Source organism: Ruminococcus flavefaciens 007c, from assembly GCF_000571935.1.
In the GTDB taxonomy this organism is placed as follows: domain Bacteria; phylum Bacillota; class Clostridia; order Oscillospirales; family Ruminococcaceae; genus Ruminococcus; species Ruminococcus flavefaciens_F.
In genome coordinates this window covers 1-22,597 of sequence record NZ_ATAX01000023.1, presented here as the reverse complement: position 1 = coordinate 22,597, position 22,597 = coordinate 1, and the positions used below count along the sequence as shown (strand labels likewise).

17 protein-coding genes and 2 pseudogenes are annotated in these 22,597 nt (G+C 45.9%); 3 read left to right on the top strand and 16 right to left on the bottom strand.

All coding sequences use genetic code 11. From position 1 onward, the window contains the following. Positions 1-4: 4 nt before the first annotated feature. Complete coding sequence (locus tag RF007C_RS07020; protein WP_037298627.1) at positions 5-985, top strand: Gfo/Idh/MocA family protein; 981 nt, start codon at positions 5-7, stop codon at positions 983-985. Between the two features lie 130 nt (positions 986-1,115). Here RF007C_RS07020 and upp read toward each other — a convergent pair whose 3' ends face one another. The 11 genes from upp to RF007C_RS06965 all read right to left on the bottom strand — a co-directional run bounded on the left by upp (position 1,116) and on the right by RF007C_RS06965 (position 12,909). Then, a complete protein-coding gene (gene upp / locus RF007C_RS07015; protein WP_019678387.1) occupies positions 1,116-1,745 on the bottom strand; it encodes a uracil phosphoribosyltransferase in 630 nt (209 codons plus the stop codon). Positions 1,746-1,761: 16 nt separating this feature from the next. Continuing rightward, a complete protein-coding gene (gene rpiB / locus RF007C_RS07010; protein WP_037298621.1) occupies positions 1,762-2,199 on the bottom strand; it encodes a ribose 5-phosphate isomerase B in 438 nt (145 codons plus the stop codon). A 28-nt stretch (positions 2,200-2,227) separates the two neighbouring features. Continuing rightward, positions 2,228-2,926 (bottom strand): tRNA (adenosine(37)-N6)-threonylcarbamoyltransferase complex dimerization subunit type 1 TsaB, encoded by a 699-nt coding sequence (gene tsaB / locus RF007C_RS07005; RefSeq protein ID WP_242836282.1) that lies wholly within the window; start codon positions 2,924-2,926, stop codon positions 2,228-2,230. After that, on the bottom strand, positions 2,898-3,338 hold the full coding sequence (gene tsaE, locus RF007C_RS07000) for a tRNA (adenosine(37)-N6)-threonylcarbamoyltransferase complex ATPase subunit type 1 TsaE (RefSeq protein ID WP_037298615.1): 441 nt from the start codon (positions 3,336-3,338) through the stop codon (positions 2,898-2,900). Before tsaE ends, tsaB begins: the two co-directional genes overlap by 29 nt. 14 nt (positions 3,339-3,352) lie before the next feature. Then, entirely contained in the window at positions 3,353-5,026 is a 1,674-nt protein-coding gene (locus tag RF007C_RS06995) for a formate--tetrahydrofolate ligase (RefSeq protein ID WP_037298613.1), read from the bottom strand. Positions 5,027-5,196: 170 nt separating this feature from the next. After that, complete coding sequence (locus RF007C_RS06990; RefSeq protein WP_019678382.1) at positions 5,197-6,048, bottom strand: carbohydrate ABC transporter permease; 852 nt, start codon at positions 6,046-6,048, stop codon at positions 5,197-5,199. Then, positions 6,036-7,028, bottom strand: coding sequence for a carbohydrate ABC transporter permease (locus RF007C_RS06985; RefSeq protein WP_019678381.1), 993 nt, complete (start codon positions 7,026-7,028; stop codon positions 6,036-6,038). Before RF007C_RS06985 ends, RF007C_RS06990 begins: the two co-directional genes overlap by 13 nt. 66 nt (positions 7,029-7,094) lie before the next feature. After that, complete coding sequence (locus tag RF007C_RS06980; protein WP_019678380.1) at positions 7,095-8,495, bottom strand: ABC transporter substrate-binding protein; 1,401 nt, start codon at positions 8,493-8,495, stop codon at positions 7,095-7,097. A gap of 47 nt (positions 8,496-8,542) precedes the next feature. Next, positions 8,543-9,859 (bottom strand): xylose isomerase, encoded by a 1,317-nt coding sequence (gene xylA / locus RF007C_RS06975; RefSeq protein WP_019678379.1) that lies wholly within the window; start codon positions 9,857-9,859, stop codon positions 8,543-8,545. An 11-nt stretch (positions 9,860-9,870) separates the two neighbouring features. Further along, positions 9,871-11,949: a glycoside hydrolase family 3 C-terminal domain-containing protein gene (locus RF007C_RS06970; RefSeq protein ID WP_019678378.1), complete on the bottom strand. Its 2,079-nt coding sequence runs from the start codon at positions 11,947-11,949 to the stop codon at positions 9,871-9,873. Positions 11,950-12,018: 69 nt separating this feature from the next. After that, the gene (locus tag RF007C_RS06965) at positions 12,019-12,909 is read right to left on the bottom strand and encodes a hypothetical protein (RefSeq protein ID WP_037298612.1); all 891 of its coding nucleotides are present in this window, start codon (positions 12,907-12,909) and stop codon (positions 12,019-12,021) included. 223 nt (positions 12,910-13,132) lie between these two features. Here RF007C_RS06965 and RF007C_RS06960 point away from each other — a divergent pair, with 223 nt between their 5' ends. Continuing rightward, entirely contained in the window at positions 13,133-13,999 is an 867-nt protein-coding gene (locus RF007C_RS06960) for an AraC family transcriptional regulator (protein ID WP_019678376.1), read from the top strand. A gap of 128 nt (positions 14,000-14,127) precedes the next feature. Here the strand turns inward: RF007C_RS06960 and bglS are convergent. From bglS to RF007C_RS06935, 5 genes and pseudogenes are all read right to left on the bottom strand, one after another. Further along, positions 14,128-14,808, bottom strand: a pseudogene (gene bglS / locus RF007C_RS18300) (beta-glucanase); the annotation flags it as partial. Between the two features lie 561 nt (positions 14,809-15,369). Then, positions 15,370-16,467: pseudogene (locus tag RF007C_RS18045) on the bottom strand (glycoside hydrolase family 11 protein); the annotation flags it as partial. A gap of 149 nt (positions 16,468-16,616) precedes the next feature. Further along, on the bottom strand, positions 16,617-17,408 hold the full coding sequence (locus RF007C_RS06945; RefSeq protein WP_019678373.1) for an AraC family transcriptional regulator: 792 nt from the start codon (positions 17,406-17,408) through the stop codon (positions 16,617-16,619). Between the two features lie 185 nt (positions 17,409-17,593). Beyond that, positions 17,594-18,343: a helix-turn-helix domain-containing protein gene (locus RF007C_RS06940; RefSeq protein ID WP_019678372.1), complete on the bottom strand. Its 750-nt coding sequence runs from the start codon at positions 18,341-18,343 to the stop codon at positions 17,594-17,596. Positions 18,344-18,471: 128 nt separating this feature from the next. Next, the gene (locus RF007C_RS06935) at positions 18,472-21,468 is read right to left on the bottom strand and encodes a family 43 glycosylhydrolase (RefSeq protein ID WP_037298611.1); all 2,997 of its coding nucleotides are present in this window, start codon (positions 21,466-21,468) and stop codon (positions 18,472-18,474) included. Between the two features lie 502 nt (positions 21,469-21,970). Here RF007C_RS06935 and RF007C_RS06930 point away from each other — a divergent pair. Then, positions 21,971-22,597: glycoside hydrolase family 11 protein (locus tag RF007C_RS06930; RefSeq protein ID WP_037298609.1), on the top strand; the 627-nt coding region annotated here is incomplete at its 3' end.

The window sequence follows — 22,597 nt, the reverse complement described above, 5'->3', positions numbered from 1 at the left end:
TATCATGAGAAAATACAAATGGGGCATCATAGGTACGGGCAAGATAGCAAATACCTTCGCCGTTGCACTCAGACACTGTGAAAAAGCAGAGCTCTGCGCTGTAGCTTCAAGGACAGACGAAAAGGCAATAAAATTCGCTGAGGAATTCGGCTTTAAGGATCATTACGGCAGCTATAAGGACTTCGCTGAAAAAAGCGATGCGGAGATAGTATATATAGCTACCCCCATGGCTTCACATTTTGAGGACGCCATGCTTTGTCTTGAAAAGGGTAAAAACGTGCTCTGCGAAAAGTCACTGACCCTAAATTCAGCTCAGACAGAGAAGCTCCTTGCCTTTGCAAAGGAAAAAGGGCTGTTCTTCATGGAAGCCATGTGGATGAAATGCCGTCCCGTATACCGCAGAATGAAAGAGTGGATCAATTCGGGACTTATAGGCGATATAGAGTACATAAAAGCTGATTTCAGCAACTTTATCCCCTATGATGAAAAAGACAGGCTGTTCCGCGCCGACTGCGGAGGCGGATGCCTGCTCGATCTCGGTATTTATCCCATTACCCTCACCCATGACTTGCTCGGTATGCCTGATGAGATAATAAGCTCAGCACATATGATGAATGGTATTGATATGAGCAATTCAATCATTTTCAGGTACAGTAACGGCGCTTTTGCGTCGATGGACAACGGTTTTGAGATTCAGCTCCGCAATAATGCCATAATATCCGGTTCAAAGGGTTTTATCACTCTCGGTAACTGGTTCCACTGCACAGATGAAGGCGTCCTTTATGACAGTGCGGGCAAGGAAATGGAAAAATACGTATTCAAGGACGAAATAAACGGCTATGAGTACGAAGTGGAGGAGGTACACCGCTGTCTGGAGGCAGGTCTTACGGAAAGTCCTCTCGTACCGCACAGTGATACCATTGCTGTTATGAAGCTCATGGACGAGTGCCGCGCACAGTGGGACATGAAGTTTCCCAACGAGTAAAAAAAGCAGCTGCAATTGCAGCTGCTTTTTTGTGCATATATACAAAGATTAAAAAATTTTTTTGAAATTCAATGTTTTTCCATTGAATTTCATTCACTTTTGCACTTATTATGAAAGCACATCACAACGATCACTTTGTACCGAAAATACGGTCTCCTGCATCGCCTACACCGGGAACGATGTACTTGTCCTCATTGAGCTTCTCGTCCATAACGCCTGCGTAGATCTCTACATCGGGATGAGCCTTCTGAACAGCTTCAACACCCTCTGGCGAGCATATGATACACATGAACTTAATGTGCTTTGCCCCCAGCTCCTTGAGCTCTGTTATGGCAGCTACTGCGGAATTTCCCGTAGCAAGCATAGGATCAACGATGATAGCGTCACGCTCACTGATGTCATCAGGCATCTTTGCGTAGTACTTTACAGGCTCCTTGGTAACAGGATCGCGGAAAAGTCCGATATGTCCTATCTTTGCAGCAGGAACAAGAGTCGTAACACCCTCTATCATACCGAGGCCTGCACGGAGGATCGGTATGAATGCAAGCTTTCTGCCTGAGATAATCTTTGTTTTTGCAACTGCAAGAGGTGTTTCAAGCTCGATCTCCTTCAGGGGAAGATCTCTTGTTGCCTCATAGCATATAAACATTGCTATCTCGGATACAAGCTCACGGAATTCCTTTGTACCTGTATTCTTGTCTCTGAGAAGTGAGATCTTGTGCTGTACAAGAGGATGATCTATAATGTGTAATTCAGCCATAGTTATAATGCTCCCTTCACTGATTGTTTTCTATTGCTGTAATAAGGTCGATACGTCTCTGATGACGTCCGCCCTCAAATTCTGTGGTAAGGAATATCTCTGCAAGCTCACAGGCAAGTCCGCAGCCGAGAGTTCTTGCACCCATGCACATTACATTTGTATCATTGTGCATACGTGTAAAACGTGTCGAGAATGAGTCTGCGCAGAGTGCAGCCCTTATGCCCTTTATCTTGTTTGCAGCTATCGACATACCTATACCTGTACCGCAGATAAGGATACCCTTATCGCAGTGGCCTGCAAGGATCTCATGGCATAGCTTTTCAGCTACATCAGGATAGTCGCAGGGCTCGCCCTCGGAGCCCATTTCCATGAACTCATAACCCTGTACTGACAGTGCAGCGATTATTGCCTTTTTCATTTCCACTCCTGCGTGGTCACAGCCAATTGCGATCATAATAACATCTCCGATCTGTAAAAAAGTATCATTTATTGATTTTTTCCTCTAAGTCCTTTTCAGCCTTCACCTTCTGAAGGTAGGAGACCTCCAGAGCCTCGGGCTCGATAAGCTTTCGTGAAACACCTGCCAGGCATACTCCCATAGCTGTCTGAAGCCTTCCCTGGGGCGGTGCTATGACAAATGATGGAGAGCTGTAGCTGTTATAGAAATCAGCCGCGCCGTCACCGCAGAGCATTGCTCCGCCTATGTTGAGGGCAAGATCCTCTGCAAGCTCATCACGGGAGATTATACGCTCCTCACCTATCTGCTCCACGCAGAATCCGTCGCTCTTATAGGTACAGGTATATACAAGCTCGCCTCTTGCCTTCATTATGGCACATATATTGCCCTTGTAGGCAAGGTTGTTGCAGGCAAGCCCAAGAAGTGTCGATACTCCGCAGCATTTCACGCCGAGCCCGAAGCTGAGCGCTTTTACTGCGGCAACTCCGATACGAAGTCCCGTATATGATCCCGGACCGTTTGCAACGGCTATGCCGCCGAGGTCTGAGAGCTCCTTACCTGCCTGAGCCATTACGTCCTTTACCATGGGCATTATGACCTGAGAATGTGTTTTCTGCGTATATACCGTACTCTGAGCTAAAAACAGCTCACTTTCCGAATCAAAAAGTGCTGCGGAAGCATTCTTTCCCGATGTGTCAATCCCAAGCAGCAGCAAATCTTCCACCGTCCTCGATAATAATTTCCCTGTCGTTTTCACCGATACTGTTAATGGTTATATAAATAGTATCCTTCGGCAGGAACTCCGCGATGTTCTCCGACCATTCCACAGCTGCCACATTGTCTTCAAAGGGATAATCATAAAATCCTGTAGACTCAAGATCCTCCTCTGAGCTGATGCGGTACATATCAAAATGATAGAGCGTCATGCTTTTGCCCCTGTACTCGTTGACAAGGGCAAATGTGGGAGAAGTAACACTGTCCCCCAGTCCCATTCCAATGGCGAGCCCTCTTGTGAAAGTAGTCTTTCCTGCACCGAGTCCGCCTTTATAGGCTATCATATCTCCTGCTTTGAGCAGACTGCCCAGCTTTTCAGCAGCTTTGACAGTTTCCTGAGGAGAATGAGTTACAATCTTCATAAAAGTCAGTCCTATCAGAAGAGTCCGGAGATATTTCCGTCCTTATCGCAGTCGATATTGAGTGCGGCAGGTGCCTTGGGAAGTCCGGGCATTGTGAGTATATCACCTGTATATATTACAACAAAGCCTGCACCGGATGAAAGACGCGCGTCACGGACTGTTATCTTGAAATTCTTGGGCTTTCCGAGAAGATTGGGATTATCTGAGAGAGAATACTGTGTTTTTGCTACACATATTGGAAGATCCCAGAATCCGATGCTCTCGATCTCCTTGATAGCCTTCTCTGCCTGAGCTGTAAAGGTAACGCCCTCAGCGCGGTATATCTCCTTAGCGATCTTGTCGACCTTGTCCTTGATGGTCATATGAGTATCATAAATAGGCTTGAATTCGGTTCCGCTCACCAGGTCTATGGTCTCGCATACCTTCTCTGCAAGATCCTTTCCGCCTTCGCCGCCCTTTGCAAATACCTCGCACATGGACACTTCAACGCCCATATCCGAACAGAAATTCTGTACAAACTTTACTTCTTCGTCTGTATCTGTTGCAAACCTGTTGATAGCAACTACTACAGGCACATGGAACTTGTGCATATTCTCGATGTGAGTCCTCAGGTTCTCGATACCCTTTTCAAGTGCCCACATATTCTCCTTTGCAAGGTCCTGCTTCTGAACACCGCCGTTGTACTTGAGAGCCTTTATGGTAGCTACAAGAACTACACAGGCAGGAGCAAGTCCTGCTATACGGCACTTTATGTCAAGGAACTTCTCAGCGCCAAGATCTGAACCGAAGCCAGCCTCCGTAACAACATAATCGCCCAGTTTAAGAGCAAGCTTTGTAGCTCTCAGTGAGTTGCAGCCATGAGCTATATTTGCGAAAGGTCCGCCGTGTATAAACGCGGGAGTATTCTCTAAGGTCTGTACCAGATTAGGCTTGAGAGCATCTTTCAGAAGAGCTGTCATAGCTCCTGTGCAGCCGAGATCCTTTGCGTATACAGGCTCTCCGCTGAGATTATATGCCACAAGGATATTGCCAAGCCTCTCCTTGAGGTCTGCCACATCGGAAGCAAGGCAAAGTATAGCCATTACCTCGGAAGCAACTGTGATATTGAATCCGTCCTCACGGGGGATACCGTTTGCTCTGCCGCCCAGTCCGATGAGAATATTTCTGAGAGCACGGTCATTCATATCCATACAGCGCTTGAACATTATCCTGCGCTGGTCAATTCTGAGCTCATTCCCCTGCTGGAGATGATTGTCGATCATTGCACAGAGAAGATTATTTGCAGCTGTGATAGCGTGCATATCACCTGTAAAGTGGAGGTTGATATCCTCCATAGGAACTACCTGAGCATATCCGCCGCCGGCTGCTCCGCCCTTCATACCGAATACAGGGCCCAGAGAAGGTTCTCTCAGTGCGAGAACGGACTTTTTGCCGATCCTGCGCAGTGCATCTGAAAGGCCGACGCTTATGGTAGTCTTTCCTTCGCCCGCAGGAGTAGGATTTATAGCGGTAACAAGTATGAGTTTTCCGTCCTCTTTATCGGCAAGCTTGGAATAAAGAGCCTCCGACATCTTAGCCTTATAATGTCCGTAGGGTTCGATGTCCTGCTCATCTATGCCAAGATCAGCTGCGATCTCGGTGATACGCTTCATTTCAGCGCTCTGAGCGATTTCAATATCAGATAACATAAATAGATCCTCCGTGTCATTGTAATAGTAGTTATATTATACCACGTTTTATGTACAAATGCAAGGTCTCACACAATATTATTCACGGCATAAATTAAAGAGGACTGTGCCTTACGGCACAGTCCTCCAAGATTTAAGAAAGAAAAATGTAATAACATTAAGAATAAACTTTAGCCCTTAACGCCACCCAATGCAACACCTTCGATGATGTACTTTGACAACAGGAAGTATGCAATAAGAATAGGAACTATCGTTAAGAACAGTCCCAGATAAACGGAACCGTACTCGGTCTTGTACGCGTCACCGTTGAGAAGGCTTACCATCATAGGCATTGTATACTTCTCCATCCTTGTAATAAGGATCTGGGGCATAAACAGCTGGTTCCAGCTCATTACAAAAGAGAAAATTGCCTGTGTAGCCATAGCAGGCTTCATCATGGGAAGAACTATCTGGTTAAAGATTCTGAATTCTCCTGCACCGTCGATTCTCGCTGACTGGAGTATCTCCATAGGGAGCGAGGGAATCATGTACTGTCTCATAAAGAATACAGTTGTAGGCGCTGCTATTGCAGGAAGTATAAGTGGCAAATAGCTGTTTGTCCAATGGATCTTATACATAAACTGATAGAAACCGATACTTGTTACCTGTGCGGGGATCATAAGAACCGCCATGATAAGTGTAAAGAACGGCTTTCTGAGTTTCCAGTCATAAGCAACGAGTGCAAATGCAGTCATTGTTGAGAAATATACATTGCAGGCTGTTGAACATACAGAAATGATCAGCGAATTCTTAAAACCTGCCAGTGGGTTAAATCCGCGTCCAAAAAGGATGCTCCAGTTTTTCGCCAGATTTGTTCCGGGTACAAGAGAAAGAGCGTGGCTCTGGATCTGTCCCGAACTTCTTGTTGCGTTAACGATCATGATAACGAACGGAAATAAACTGAGCACTGTTAAGAGTAAACAGAATGTATACGCAATGATTTTGAAAGCGTAACTTCCCGGCTTTTTATTCACCACTGCCACTGATTTACTCCTCCTTTCGACGCCAATTTAGCTTCTTTTTTGGCTCTCTTGATCTCCTTCTCCAACTTTATCTGATCCTTGTCTCGCATCACAAAGAACAATACAGCTGAACAGAGAGCAATGATTACCCACATGATCATACTTGCCGCCGCAGCCTTATTATACAGGTAGCTGCCCGCGAAAGCCTGATTGTAAATGAATACGCTTGTAGTTGTTGTAGCTCTGTCAGGTCCGCCGTTGAGGAACAGGAACGGAATATCGAACATATTAAGTCCGCCGACAAGGCTGGTTATCAGTGTATAAAGCAACACTGTCTTTAAATTAGGTATTGTAATACGGAAGAAGGTCTGAACACCGTTCGCTCCGTCGATCTCTGCCGCTTCATAAATGTCAGGGCTTATACCAAGTACACCTGAGATAAGCACTATCATTGTATTTCCGTACCATGTCCAGAACTGTATGAAAGCTACAATTATTCTGCACGCTGTCTTACTTGTAAAGAAATAGTACGGTGATTCTCTTAGGCCTGTACTTTCGAGGAAATCGTTTACAGGTCCGATAGGATAGTTGAAAAGTGTATGGAAGAGGATCGCAACTGTTGCAGCTGTGATGATGTTCGGCATATAGAAAACGACTTTAAAGAAACCCTTTCCCCTTATCTCATTACTGTGGGATGTGAACCAAGCAGTAAGCAGAAGTGCGATACTGATCTGAGGGATAAAGTTCATTATCCAGATAAGAATCGTGTTCTTGAGAGATATACGGAAAGTATCATTCTCTAATATAGACTTAAAGTTTTCAAATGGCTTATCCAGAAAATGATAATTCTCAGGACCATTTACGCCTTTACAGTCGGTAAAACCGAGGGTAGCTGTATATATAGTGGGATACAGCGTAAAAATCAAGAATGCAACAATAAAAGGAATACTGAATAGATATCCGTATTTTGAATAACTAATACCCTTAAGCTTCGTTTTCAAAGCCGTTAGCCTCCTTTTTATTAGAGGGCTGTACCGCAGTAGTCTGCGGTACAGCTCTTAGAAAAATTAGTCAACAGAAATACCGAGGTTATCAGCAACTTCCTGCTTGAAGTCCTTGATAGCAGCGTCTCTTGACTTGTTGCCAGCTGTGTACTGACGAACCTGTCCACGCCATGAGCTGTTGATCTTCTCATCATACTGAGTGAGGTTCTTACCGTTTGCATACTCGTTAGCGGGAACGAATGCATCGAACATATTCTGTCCGCCGAGGAACTCGAGAGATCCGTCAGACTTCTCCATAACTGTGTTAGAAGCTACACAGTCCTTTGTTCCGCCAGGGCCATTGAGTGTGCCGTTAGCCCACATATACTGAAGACCTGTGTCAGAAGAATCAAGTGTGATCCAGTCGATGATCTTACCAACTGCTTCCTTCTTCTCGCTGTCCTTGTTAGCGATGAGCCATGTACCGCCCCAGAAGAATCCGATAGGAGGTGCACAAACTGCCCAGTCACCGTATGTGCCTTCGCCGGGCTTCTTACCGCCGCAGTTCTCAGCAATTGTGTAGTTGATGAGCCATGCAGGACCGAAGAATCCGAGAACTTCCTTATCGCCCTCGCCTCTCATATCAGCCTTCCAAGCCTCAGACCAGTCTTCTGTATCGTTGTGATAGTTATTGTCCTTGAGCTTCTTGGAAAGATCGAGGAATTCCTCTCTCTTGGAATCGATGAAGAGCTTGTCGCCGTCCATCCAGCCCTTGTCAGAGCTGTTCTCAACAGCGTGCCAGATATCACCGTCACCGGAAACGATAGCATAGCCCTTGCCCTTGAGCTCTTCAGCAGCATCGAAGAACTTATCCCAGCTGCCTGAACCTGCACCGATCTTCTCTGCTACTGTAGAAGGATCGTCTGTGCCGAATGTTGCCTTAGCAACTGAACGTCTGTAGATAAATGCACCACCTGTAGCCTGGTAACCAAGACCAACAACCTTGTTAGTTGCAGGATTTGTACCGATATCTACAGAGTAAGGAGCGATCTTGGAAGCGTTGATCTCATTTTCAACGTCGATTCCGAGATCCTCGTAAGGAGCAGCGTAGCTTGACATATCGCCCTGTGTATACTTCAGAACGAATGCAGCCTCAGCGCAGTAGAAGTCGGGAGCATCCTTGCCGCCGGCCTGAAGAGCCTTATCAAGTGCAGGCTGATAGTTACCGTCAGTTGTAGGAATGATTGTCTCCTTAACCTCATACTGAGCAGCGAAGTCAGGGTTCATTTCCATGTACTTCTTAACCATCTTCGGAACTTCGTCAGTGAATGTCCAGAGATTGATTACTGTCTTGCCCTTCTTCTCGCCACCGCCGCTGGGTGTTGAGTCAGTGTTTGTGCCTTCATCCTTCTTGCTGCAGCCTGTAGCAGCTACGCATGAAGCGAGAAGTGCGATTGCTGAGATGACCGATAATGCTTTTTTCATTTTTCTTGACCTCCAATTATAAAAATTGATATTATTTCAATCAGCCTTTACAGACTGAAAAGAACGTTATTTACGATAGACTCCAGCATTTCCTGTCTGCCGCTTGAGAGTGAAGCTGTAACCTCGCCCTTTTCAAGAGCATACTTTTCAAGAGATGCGAAATCTGCCTTACCTGCGATTATGTCTGCACCGATACCGGTATTCCATGAAGCGTATCTGTCAGCAACGAACTTGTCGATACGTCCGTCTTCGATAAGCTTGAGAGCAGCTCTGAAGCCCAGAGCAAATGCATCCATACCTGCGATATAGCTGTAGAAGATATCCTCGGGAGTGAAGCTTCCTCTGCGTGCCTTAGCGTCGAAGTTGAGACCGCCGTTTGTGAAGCCGCCTGCCTTGATAACTTCATACATACACATTGTTGTATCGTAGATATTTGTGGGGAACTGGTCTGTATCCCATCCAAGAAGAACGTCGCCCTGGTTTGCGTCGATAGAACCGAACACACCATTGTCTCTTGCAACACGGAGCTCATGCTGGAATGTATGCTGAGCAAGTGTAGCGTGGTTAGCTTCGATATTCATCTTGAAATCCTTATCGAGACCGTACTTTCTGAGGAATCCCAGAACAGTAGCTGTATCGAAATCGTACTGATGCTTTGTGGGCTCCTTGGGCTTGGGCTCGATATAGAAGTCGCCCTTGAAGCCGATCGAACGTCCGTACTCAACAGCCATCTTCATAAGACGAGCCATATTGTCGAGTTCGAGTCCCATATTTGTATTAAGAAGTGTCTCATAGCCTTCACGTCCGCCCCAGAAAACGTAACCGTTACCGCCGAGCTTTACTGTTGACTCGAGAGCCTTCTTGATCTGAGCAGCTGAGAAAGCGAATACATCAGCAGAAGGAGATGTACCTGCACCGTGCATGAATCTTGGATGATCGAAGCACTTTGCTGTACCCCAGAGGCACTTGAACTTGTCGCCCTGCTTCTCCTTGATATAGTCTGTAACTATGTCAAGCTGATCGTTGGTAGCCTTGAGGCTGCCATACTCGGGAGAAAGATCGCGATCGTGGAAACAATAGTAGTCAATGGAGAGCTTATCCATGATCTCGAATGCTGCGTCAACCTTAGCCTTTGCTCTTGCAGCGGGATCGGACTGTCCCCAGGTCTTGTCTGTTGTGCCGCAGCCGAACATATCTGTTCCGTCGCCGCCCATTGTGTGCCACCATGAAAGAGCGAACTTCAGATGCTCGCGCATTGTCTTTCCGTTGATGACTTCTTCAGGGTTATAGTACTTAAATGAGAGAGGATCAGTACTTTTTGGTCCCTGATACTGAATTTTACCGATATTGCTGAAAAATTCCATTTTATCCTCCATTATATATTTATTTTCAGAGTTGTGCATTCCTTGCCTGTCAGCTTTTTGCTGAGTTCGTCTGGCTGAGAGGTGCCTGCGTAGAGGGTGAACTCACTGCCTTCCTTTATCCACTCGCCCTTTTCATTGACAGCCATAAAGGCTCTTTCAGGGAGAGTGATCTGTACGATCCTGCTCTCGCCTGCGTCAAGCGCGACTCTCTTGAAGCCGCAGAGGCTGTGATTAGGAACTGCGTTCTCCGAATAACCTTTGATATAGATCTGAACTACGTCCTCTGTAAAGCGGCTGCCTGTATTAGTTACCTTTACAGTAGCTACGCCGTTCTCAAAGGACAGCTCCGAACACTCTGTCTCGGAGTAGGTCAGTCCGTAGCCGAAGGGGAACAAGATATTTCCCTCGGAATATCTGTAAGTACGGTTCTTCATGCTGTAATCCGAGAAATCGGGCAGCTTTGAAGCATCTTCATAGAATGTTACCGGAAGCTTACCTGAAGGAGAGACCTTACCGAAAAGTATATTCGCAAGAGCTCTGCCGCCAAGCTGACCTGGATACCATGCCTGTATAAGAGCATCGCAGTCTGCTTCAACATTTATTGCACTGCCTGCCGCAGTAACTATGATGACGGGCTTACCTTTAGCCATTACCGTCTTAACGAGCTTTCTCTGAGACTCAGGAAGTCTGAGATCATTCTTGTCACCTGAGGAGAATTCATTTCCTGTGTCTCCCTCTTCGCCCTCGATGGTAGCATCAAGACCAACACAAAGAACCACTACATCGGAGTGTTCTGTAATGATCTCCGCTTCGGAGAGTCTGTCGTCGGGAAGAGCCAGTCCCATGCATCTGTCCTTATAAAGGTGACTTCCTTCGGTGTATAGCACTCTTCCGTCATGTGCCTCGCGTATACCGCTGAGGAACGTGATGTACTCATCCGCTTTACCGTTGTAGTTTCCCTCAAGTGCGGGAACACTGTCAGCATTTGGGCCTATAACACCGATAGTCTTGTATTTACTGCCGTCGAGAGGCAGGATACCGTTATTTTTCAGGAGCACCATGGAACGCTCCGAACATCTGAGCGAGAATTCCTTGTGCTCATCGCAGGCTACAATGTCGTAATCAAGTCCGTCATACTCAGTGGACTTGTCGAACATTCCCAGCCTTACTCTTGTTCTCATCAGCTTGATGCAGGAACGTCTGAGATCCTCCTCGTTGATGAGACCTTCATTGAATGCGGCAAGAAGATGAAGATATGTATTGCCGCAGTTGAGGTCGCAGCCCTTTTTGAGTGCAAGCGCTGCGGACTCGGGAGCCGTTTTGGTAACTCCGTGGTTTGTATGGAAGTCTCTTATCGCCCAGCAGTCTGAAACGAAATGACCGTCAAAGCCCCATTCCTCAAGCTTATTCATAAGAAAATCGCTTGCACAGGCGGGCTCACCGTTTACACGGTTGTAAGCTCCCATAACGCTCTCGACCTTGGCATCTTTTACAAGAGCCTCAAAGGCGGCGATATAGGTCTCTGTCATATCCTTCATATTTGCCTTGGCATCAAACTCATGTCTTGTAGCTTCGGGGCCGCTGTGAACAGCAAAATGCTTTGCGCAGGCAGCAGTTCTGAGGACTTTTCCGTCTCCCTGCAGTCCCTTTGCATAAGCAACTCCGAGACATGATGTAAGATAAGGGTCTTCACCGTAGGTCTCCTGACCTCTGCCCCATCTCGGATCACGGAATATATTTACATTCGGTGACCAGAGTGTAAGACCTTTATATATGTCACGATCATCGTGAGCTGAATACTCGTTATACTTGGCTCTTGCTTCTATAGAAGTTATCTCGCCTGCTCTGTGAACAGCCTCATCATCAAACATGGCAGCCATGCCGATGGTCTGCGGAAACATTGTTGCTGTTCCTGCTCTTGCAACACCATGCAATCCCTCGCTCCACCAATTGTAAGCGTCTATCCCCAGACGTTCTACTGCGGGAGCATCATACTTCAGCTGTTCGGCTTTTTCCTCTGTTGAAAGCCTGTCCGTAATGTCCTCGGCTCTCTCAAGAGCGGATAATGCTTCGTCCAAATACTTCTCCACAAGCATTCTCCTTTCTTAAATTATACTATATTTTATTTACAATCCAATTATTTTTTTGTTACAATTTGATTATAATTTGCTTACAAATTCATCTATTACCTTATCAGCAGCCCACTCTGTAGTTGAAAGTTCCCATTTTTCCTTGATAGAAGCAGTCTCGCCCGGGAGGTAGCTTTTAAGCTCTCCGAGTATCTCGCACTCAAGAAAAAGGTCATTTGTGTAGGTTTCATAATTGCAGCAGAAATCAGGATATCTAACGGGCTCGTATCCGTCGAAACACAGTCTTAATATATTGTGTCCTTTAATGTATATTACCTGTTTTCCTGTTACATTGAAGCCGGCCTTGAATGCTTTCTTCTCCTTCGAATCCTGCCTGAGGACAGCATAGCCGTCTGCAAGAGTAAACCTGTGATCGTTTATGTCCGAGTAGCTCCACAGAGCCACCGTTCTGTTAGGCAAAAAGCCGTTATCATCACGGCAAAGCGGAATAAGCTCCACTCCTCCTGCCGCAAGTCCCGTAACGGACCACGGTGCAAACTCCGCAGCTTTATCCGAGCAGTTGGTGATCTTGTTCTCAACAGTTACCGAGCAATCATCGCCCATTGCAATAACCAGCTCGAACTGCTTATCAAATTTTGTTTTTGCCGGGGTGAGTGTAAGAACGCCGTCGTCAAAAATAGCTTCTACTTTTGAATTATCGGGAAGATAAGTTTCAGGCATGACCTCCGGAGCTGACCATATTCTGTGACCGCCGTAAGCATACCATACACCGTATCCGTTATTGATTTCGTAGAAATTTCTGTCAACATCCTCAAAAAGAACGTTGTCCCCGTCCTTGAATCCGAAGAAAACAATTCTCGGTCCTACATCTATAGTGACGATAAGCTTTATTTTCCCGTTATCAAGGCAAAGACACTTCCCATAATTCTTGTAGTCGCTCTCATAGCATTTAACAGACATCACACATCACCTTTCGTTTGCTCTATTGCTATTATATACTACTTCGGCAATTTATACTAATCAAAAATTGCGTCTGTTTATTCAAGAATTGCTAACATTGCACAAATTCTTCAAACCCACTTTACAAATACTATGATAATAGTGTATAATATATCCAGATATTACGCTGATTTATGAATATTGACATATTTTTCACAACAATTTTTGGTTAAGGAGGCTAATCATGATTAAAAATCTATCCGGTGACTATGAAACCGTTGAGTACGAAAACCAAAGATTTGTCATGCTTTACGACAACGATGAAATTGAAGAATATCCTACTCACTGGCACAATGCCGTTGAAGTAATAATACCCCTGCACAACGGCTTCACCGTTACCGCCGGCGGTGTCGATTACCATTTAAATGAAAAGGAAATAATAATCATCCCTCCCGGAGAGCTTCATTCCATGCCGGCTCAGGAAGGACGCAGGATCATCTTCCAGTGTGATAACAGTATAATAAGCGATGTTCCCGCGCTGGAAGCTATTGTCCCCGTTTTCTCGGAGGCATTCCACATAACCCCTACAATAAGCAAGGAGCTCTATATCCTGTCGCGCAAGAGCATACTCGATATTTATTCCGAGTACTACTCAAAATCTTCTCTTTCGGATGTAAGGATATACCTTTGTCTTATAAAAATGCTCACTTCTGTACGCGAGTACCAGCTCACTCAGGCAGCCGACGCATTTTCCGGCGAGCTTGGCGGCAGGGACGATACAAGGAAGTTCAGCATGGTAATGAAGTACATCAACCAGAACTATATGTACGAGATACCTCTTGAAAAGATAGCATCCATCGCCGGCTACAGCAAATACCACTTCTCACGTATCTTCAAGAAGTACAATAATGTTTCCTATATACAATATATAAACAGCAAGAGGATAAAAGCAGCGGAAAGGCTTCTCATAGATCCCAATCTTTCCGTTACCGAGGTCGCTATGCGTGCCGGCTTTGCCAGTCTGACCACATTTAATCGCGCCTTCAAAAAAGCCAAAAACTGCACTCCCACAGAGTTCAAGACATTGTATAAGATCTCAGATCACACATAAATCATAAAAGCGGCTGCATGATGTGCAACCGCTTTTATGCAAGCAGGGCAGTACATTTGTACTGCCCTGCTTATTATATAATGGAAGAAAATTGCCTAAGCTTCAATTATTGCGTTTTATCAACCCCAGGGGTTCTGTCCCTGACTGCTGTGCTGAACACCGTTCTTATTATATGTAACCCACTGATAGTGAGCTGTAAGAGGAGTTCTTCCGTTGAATGCCTTGAGCCAGTCATCAACTGTAAGTCCGGGCCATGCGTTCATCATGATCTTTCCGGGGGTCTTGGGAATATCCTGAGTAGCACGATAAACTTCCCTGCCGTCTACATACCATGCGATGTAGTTCGGCTGCCAGTCAAAGCCGTATGTATGATAAGCCTCAGAAGAATCAAAGCCGAGGTCGTACAGCTTCTCATGCTTTCCCTGACCGTTTGTGTAATAGTTGAACTGAACCTGTGTAGTGTTCTTGCCAAGGATCTCGATATCGATCTCATCCCACGGGTTATCGTCAGACGGACCTGTATAGGTGAAGAACGATGATACAACACCGTCATTCTTCATAGCCTGCATTGAGCACTCGTAGTATCCGTAGTGATAGAAATTATTTGTACGGAACTCACCGCCGGAATAACGGGGATCCCAGTCGGGATTCTTGTCATTTGTCCATTTCTGGTCAATGCTCAGCTGGAGACAGCCGTCATTGATAACAGCATTACGCTTGTACCACCAGCAGTCGAAAGGCTTGCCGTTGGTCCATCCGTCGGATGCAAAGAAGTCGCCTGCCTTGCCTGTACGGAAATCGGAGATCATTGTAGCACTTGTATTCATAGGAGTACCAAGATCTCTGTAACCGCCGTGCATTGCGGGAGAAGTTGTGGTAGTAGTTGTCGTTGTCTTCGATGTTGTAGTCGTTGTGGTAGTTGTAGTTGTAGTAGTGATCCTTGTTGTGGTGGTCGTTGTCTTTGAAGGATCGTGGCCTTCGAGATAAGACTCTGGAAGCTCGCTGATGGCACGGATGAGGTACTTCTGGATGGAAACAGCATCGTCTCCGGTAAGTCCCGAACCATGCTCGCAGACATCTCCGTTGACCTTTCCCTGATTGGTCATATGATTTGTCTCAGTTCCTGTAAGACCATACTTATTCGGATTAGCAAGGAACTGCATGATAAATATAGCATCACTGAGGTCTACACCGCCGTCACAGTTTGCATCACCCCACTTCGTAACCGAAGGACCGGTAGGATTTGTGGGATTTGTAGGCTCTGTAACAGGCGGATCAACAGACTGAGAAGAAATGGAGATAAGAGGCTTTGTGCCCTTAACGCCAGCATAAGCGCCGTCCATATAGAAGTCTGTCTTGCTCTCAGGCACCTCAACATAGAGAACAAGTCCTGTTGCGCCCGAAGGTATCGTATATGAAGAATTTGAAAGGTCTACCCACTGTCCCTTTGCAGCAGTAACAGTCTTTACCTCATCATAATTCTCTTTGCCGTCAGCATCTGTATACTGAAGAGTAAGCTTGAAGTCAACAGATGACTCGGAGTCCTGCATAACAGCAGTACCTAAGCTGTAAGTCTCTCCTGCCTTGAATGTAAGTTCATCGAGGTTTATGGAAGCGCCGTTCCATGTATCTTCACGGCCTGAAACAAAGATGCCCTTCGTTCCGTCATAGCCCGAGCTTGACTTGACCTTTGCAGATCCGCGTCCGCTCCAGTTTCCTTCGCCGGACTCAAAATCTTCCTTGAGATAGTAGCCGTTCTCGTCAGGCTTTATCGGCTCGGGATCGGGAATATCAATACCGCCGTCAAAGGATATGCTCTTGACATTGGCAGAACCGTTTGATCTGTAGCCTTCGATATTAAGTGATACCTCATAAAGAGTACCGCTCATGTCAAGACCTGCCTTGCTCCATGCGTCAAAATGCTTGGTAACAGAGACCTGATCCTTCATATAGTTTGTAGTATTATTGCGTGAACCGCTTGTAGTGCGGACGCTCCAGTACTGCGGGAATGTCTTTGTTCCCTCGATAGAAGGCTGATTGTAACGCATGGACTTGCGTATCTTATATGTTTTTCCGTCGATAGTTGTTGTACCGAAATTGTCTACGCCGTCATTTCCGGGTGGCTCCCAGTCGCCCCAGCCTTCAACGATATAGTATTCCATAAGGGGATTTCTTGTCCAGCCGTAAATACACATATATGAGTTTCCGCGGGGAGTGTACTCAACATCATATGTAAGCACGATGTCACCGAAAGCCTTATAGTTCTTCTTCTGGTCGTCATAATTCTTACCCATTCGGGCAAGGAAGTTCTCAATGCCGCTCCACGAACAGGTAAATGAACCTGCGCCCGGATTCATAGAAACTGTACCGGTATAGTTCTGATTCCACATTTCCCAGTCAAATCCGCCGACCTTACCTGTTTTCTGGTCATCAGCAGCATTTGACGTTGTCGGTACTGCGGTAAACATAAGAACTGAAGCCATTAAACCGACAGCAGCAGCATAACGCTTGAATATGCTCTTTTTCATAATCAGCCCTCTCATTCCGTGACCGTGGTCACTGTATTATTTATACATCATTGCAACGCAGCGCCCCCGACTCATTTCGGGCGGCCGCCTCACGTTACACTCTGTGCCTTTTTGCGGTATTCAGACGGCGTAACTCCCGTCTGTTCCTTGAATTGCCTTGCAAAGTGAACATAGCTGTGATAACCGCTGCTTGTGGAAATGTCATTTATATTCATATTAGTAGTGGAAAGAAGCATTTTTGCATAGCTAACTCTGCTGCGGACAAGATCCTCTATAAAAGTCATTCCGAAATGCTTTTTATAAGCGTGCTGGAAAGCCGAGCGGCTCATCCGCACTTCATGAGCAGTGCTGTCCACATTGCGCTGCTCGTAGGGACGGCTGTATATCTTGTTGCGCACAGTAGAAATCAGCTCAAACTGAGTGCTTCTCCTGCCGGCCACTTTATTAAGTGCTCTTTCACGGATCTTTATAAACATGAGCTTCATAAAAAGGTCGGAAGTCTCTGCGCTGCAGGGATTGTCCGAATACTTTTCATAAGCAATGGATTTTACGCAGTAGCTTAGGAACTCCAGCGACATCTGCACGGGAGTTTCCATGGGTATGCCCATGCTGAGGAATTCTTCCTCCTCATCGGGACTGACGAAATCAAAATGCACCCAGTCATTTTCAAACACGTTGTACGGAACACAGCGGTAACGCTGCGGTCTTCCCTTTGGATAAATAAATACCGAACCTGCAGGAGTAACGGTCTCTTTGCCGTTAATCTCAAAAACCGCCGCACTTCTGACCAGCAGGAGCAGATAATCTCCGCTGCCGTCAGGTCTGTCAATAAAAAAGTCTGCATCATGGCAGTGGTCAAAGCCAACATTATTGATGATCATTGTCAACTCTCCGTTTTCTGTAATATTTTTGGCAGATACATTACCCTTTATCAACTGTGTATGTTACCGATTGTGTAAATTATACCACTTTGAGGCCTAAAAATATATTATTTTATTGTCAAAATTGGTATTTTTATGATATCTGCATAAAATGTTATCCCCCGCAGTGCGGGGGATAAAGTTCATTATTTTTCTTTTGAAAAATCAGGGAATTTATAACGCTTCTTGTACTCCTTCGGAGTAACTCCCAGATATTTTTTGAATATTTTTATAAAGTAGCTCTGTGAGCTGAAGCCCAGAAGATTGCTTATCTCGGAATCGGTATACTCCGAGAAGGTAAGCAGATTTGCAGCCTCTTCAGCTTTTGTCTTGCTGACATAATTACTGAAGGCTATGCCCGTTTCAGCCTTGAAAAGCCTTGAAAGATAAGCAGGACTGATCTTGAGGTATGCAGCGGCATCCTCGATCATTATCTTGCCGTGGAGATGATCGCTTATGTAGTCCAGGGCGCGGACGATCTGCTTCGAGTAGATACCGCTGTTGCGGACTCTTCTCATATGGCGGGTATACCCCTCTATCATCTCCTGATGGACAGCGTGCACCTCTGCTTCGGTACGGCACTCATCGGATTTCATGATATAAATATCACTGAGGTTGTAGGCCTCCTCCAGAGTCATGCCGCTGTTGATGCAAAAACGTGCGATAAGAGCCGCCGAAATTGCAAAATGGTATTTTAAATTCCTGAGCGGATCCTTGCTTAAAATTCCGTAGCCTTCGCTGCAAAGCGGAGTTGCAAAGACCTTAACGAGCTCGATATTGCCCGAACATATGCTTTCATAACAGGCTATTTCACGGTCAAAAGGAGCGTGCTCAAATCCTTCCTCACGCTTGAGAAAAAGATGTGATGAAATATATTTTTCAGTATAATCACTCATGTACTAACACCTCTCAAATAAGATCTCCCCTAAATTATATCACATAATTATGAACTATTCTACCATTCTCATATCCCAGAACAGGCTCACTGTGAAATTCACAGTGAGCCGTCCTTCAATTTCAGTAATCACTGACCTGATTCATGGAAGAAATACGGGAGTGCGTTATATACATAGTGTCTGACGTGAGCCCACCAATGATCGTTGCCAGGTCCCTCGAAGTAGTAGAAGTTACCCTTCGAGAAATCCGAGGTGAATATGAACTCATCCAGCTTCTTCATGGCCTCTATCTGAGGTCCGATGTTAGGCTGAGCCATATCCTTTGTACCTGTAGCAGCAAAGATAAAGTACTGATTAGGATTCAGACCGAACTTATGAACAGCGTTAGCCAGATCCTGTGCCTTGGCGTCAGGAGAATTTGCATCCCAGTGATCGCCGCTGAGAGGCATGAAGTAGCCAACGATATCAAGATCGTTCTTGAATACAGCCCATGTGGAAACTGCACCCATAGAGAAACCGCCGTAAGCTCTGTGCATTCTGGAAGCAGCAATGCCCTCGGCTGTGGTATTCTCGGCAAATGTTGAATACTTGCCCTCAACGAACGGAATAACGCTCTGACGGAGCTCTTCATAGAAGTTCTGAGCTGAGCTGCCGCTGCCGTTGAATGTAGGAGTTACCACGATAAGCGGCTCAAGCTCGCCGTTCATTATCATGTGGTCGAGCATATTCTGGATCATGGTATCATTCTGGAAGAACAGAGTATTCTCGTTCTCGTTTCCTCCGTGCATGAGATAGAATATGTTGTACTTCTTGCCGGGATCATAGTTGTAAGGTGTATAAACATACAGCGACTTGGAGCCTCTGATGCCGTTATAGGTCTCCTTCGTTACCTTTCCCTGCTGTGAGCATGAGTCGAAATAACTATTCCCGGGAGAGTCAGGAGCCGTAACATACTTCTTATTCGCCTCGTAAATAAAATCACTCGGAGGAGGCTCGGGAGTATTGTCTGGGAAGGTCGTAACCTTACCAAGAATGTACTGCTGGATAAGTACGAGGTCATTTACCTCGAAAGCGGTGCTTCTGTCAATATCGGCAAGCTTCTCCAGTGTAGCATCCTTATTCTGTGAAAGGAGGAGCTTTCTTGCCTTTATCATATCAAGAGAATTTATGCAGCCGTCAGAGTTCACATCGCCGAGAATGAACTGTCCGCCCTCAGCGCCTGCTATCGACGTACCAGCCTTTGCTACCTTTACTTCATCAACATAGAAGCTGGGAGTGCTCTTGTCTGTCTCAACATATATGTAGATCTTCTCAGCACCCGAAGGTATCTGGAAATTGGTATTTGCCAGCTGTACCCACTTGCCCTTCATAGGCTGACCGGTAGCTATCTTTGTGTACTTTGTTTCGCCGTTCAGGTCATACTGCATGGTCAGGTGGAAGGTATCGCTGTCCTTTCCTGTATCGTACATCACATTAGCGCTGAAGCTGTAGCTCTCACCTGCTTTGAGCTTGCCGTCAACAGAAACAGCAGCACCCTGGTATGCCTCCGATCTGCCGGAGCAGTAAAGGGACTTGCTTCCTGCAAGAGAAGCCTTTGAAGATACTTCAACACTTCCGCCTGCTCTGCCTTCCCAGCCGTCATCTCCGCTCTCGAAGGAACTGTACAGGATATAATTTCCAGTTTCGGGGACTGTAGGAGAAGTGGTCGTAGTAACATTTACAGGTGAAGATGTGGTAGTTGTAACTGTGACAGGCTCACTGCCGTCGCCGAACTTCCACCAGTCAACATTGAGTAGGTAGCTGCTGCCGCCTGTGAACTTGAAGTAGAGATCATGCTCTCCGCTTGCTCCGCTGACATCGCAGGAAACTTCCTTCCATTCCTGCCATCCGCCGGTTCCGGGAACCTTGCAGGTACCTATCTTTTTACCGTTGAGGCCGTCGAGATAGAGCTCGATATTGCCTCCGTCAGAATCTGAAGAGACGCTTGCAGTGAACTTATCTGTACCGCTGCCGAAATCAACACCGCTGACCTTGATATAGTCGCCGTCCTCGATCATGCCGATATTCATGCCGCCGTTGCTGCAGGCCTCTGTTTTTATACCCTTTGAGAAAGACATGGTCTCAGCTTCAACGCGCTTGTAGGGATCAAGGCTCTGAAGCTGTTTGGGACCTGTCTTTGAAGGCGAAATAGTAGGTATCGAACCGTCTGAGCCGTAGTTGAACTCATCTACGCATACGCTTCTTGTGAAGCTGCCGCCTCCCGGAAGGCTCGCGTCATGGTAGAACAGGTACGAATGTCCTTTAAAGTCGATAACACCGGGGTGATTTGTATAACAACCGCCTGCTTTCATCACCTGTCCGCCGTATTTCCACGGACCTGTGGGAGAAGACGATGTGGAATAACCTATGCTTTCGCTGCCGTCATTTCCGTAGAACGCAGCAAATACAAGATAGTAAAGATCATTGCGCTTATAGAACCACGGACCCTCAATGTAAGAACTGCCGTTCTTGCTGGGACCGAAAGTCGACTGATTCATGTCGAATTTCTTTATCCCGCCGCTGGTACTTATCATGTCCTCGTTAAGCTTAACGTAGTAGCAACTCGGATTTCCGAACATGAGCCATGCCTGGCCATCATCGATAAATACCGTAGGATCGATGTACTCCCAGCTTGGACCGCAGAGTGGCTTGCCGAGAGCGTCTTTGAAAGGCCCTGTTGGTGAATCGGCAACAGCAACGCCTATGCCGCGTCCACCGCCGTTGTTGCACTCAAGAGTAACGTAGTAGTAGAACTTTCCGTTGCGCTCAATGCACTGTGAGGCCCACGCAGTATTCTTATTGCCCCATGAGAAGCTGTCCCATGAGAGCATCGTGCCATGATCTGTCCAGTTCTGCATATCCTTGGATGAATAGCAGTGCCAGTCAGGCATTACATAGTTACTTGCGTTGTCCTCATCCCTGCCCGTATACACATAGACCGTATCATCGTACACCATAGGCGCCGGATCGGTACTGTAAATGGTCTGGATGCAGGGATTGTCCGCATTTGTCAATGCAGACGGAGTGAAGACCGCAGCGGGTATAGTCAAAGCCGCAGCAGCCACGAGTGAGACAATTTTTTTCATAAGTCTGCCCCCATTTTTTTAGATTTTTTTACCCTTCTTGTGTTGTGCATTTTGTAAAAACTTATACAAAATACACATATTTCTTTATATTACCTAAATTATAATTGCGCCAGCTTGAATATTTATACCACTATTATGACATAAATGGTATTTTTTCTACTATTAATAACATTTTTGCGCTACGGATATCATAATTATATTTTCCAACTAATGAAAAAACCGTTTTTCCGTACTTTATCCACCTTTTCTTCAAAAAGTGGGTTGAAAGATAAAGTGAAATGATGTATTATAATAAGCTCTTTTTATGATTATATTTTTCATTCTGTGTTCAACACGTCACGCAATTTTTAGCTATTATATATAAACAGCACAAATTTTGACTTGATTTATATTATTTATATGTATTATAATATAAACAGATAAAAAAAGGGAGAGGAATTGTGCCTCTTCAGGGGATTGCTAAAATCATGACATTGCTTAATTAAACAAAGGAGTGATTTAAGTGAAAACAAAGAAAATAATCAGCGGGCTGCTTTCAGCATTTATTATCGCTTCAAGTATGCCTGCAGCTCTTTCCGCTTATGCCGATGACCAGCAGGAAAAAGGCAACGTAGGCGGATACGACTGGGAGATGTGGAATCAGAACTATACAGGTACGGTTTCCATGAAGCCCAGTGCAGGTTCCTTTACCTGCTCATGGAGCGGTATCGAGAACTTCCTTGCCCGTATGGGTAAGAACTATGACTCACAGAAGATCAATTACAAGGCTCTGGGCGACATCGTGCTCTCCTATGACGTTGAGTACACTCCCCGCGGTAACTCGTATATGTGTATTTACGGCTGGACAAGAAATCCCCTTATGGAGTACTACATAGTTGAGGGCTGGGGCGACTGGGAGCCACCCGGAAATGACGGCGTAGACAATTTCGGTACTGCAACCATCGACGGAAGGACCTACAAGATACGCAAGTCTATGCGTTACAATCAGCCTTCCATCGAGGGTACAAAGACATTCCCGCAGTACTGGAGCGTCCGCACTTCAAGCGGTTCACGCAACAATACCACAAACTACATGAAGGACAGCGTTACCGTTTCGGCACACTTTGACGCATGGAGCAAGGCAGGTCTC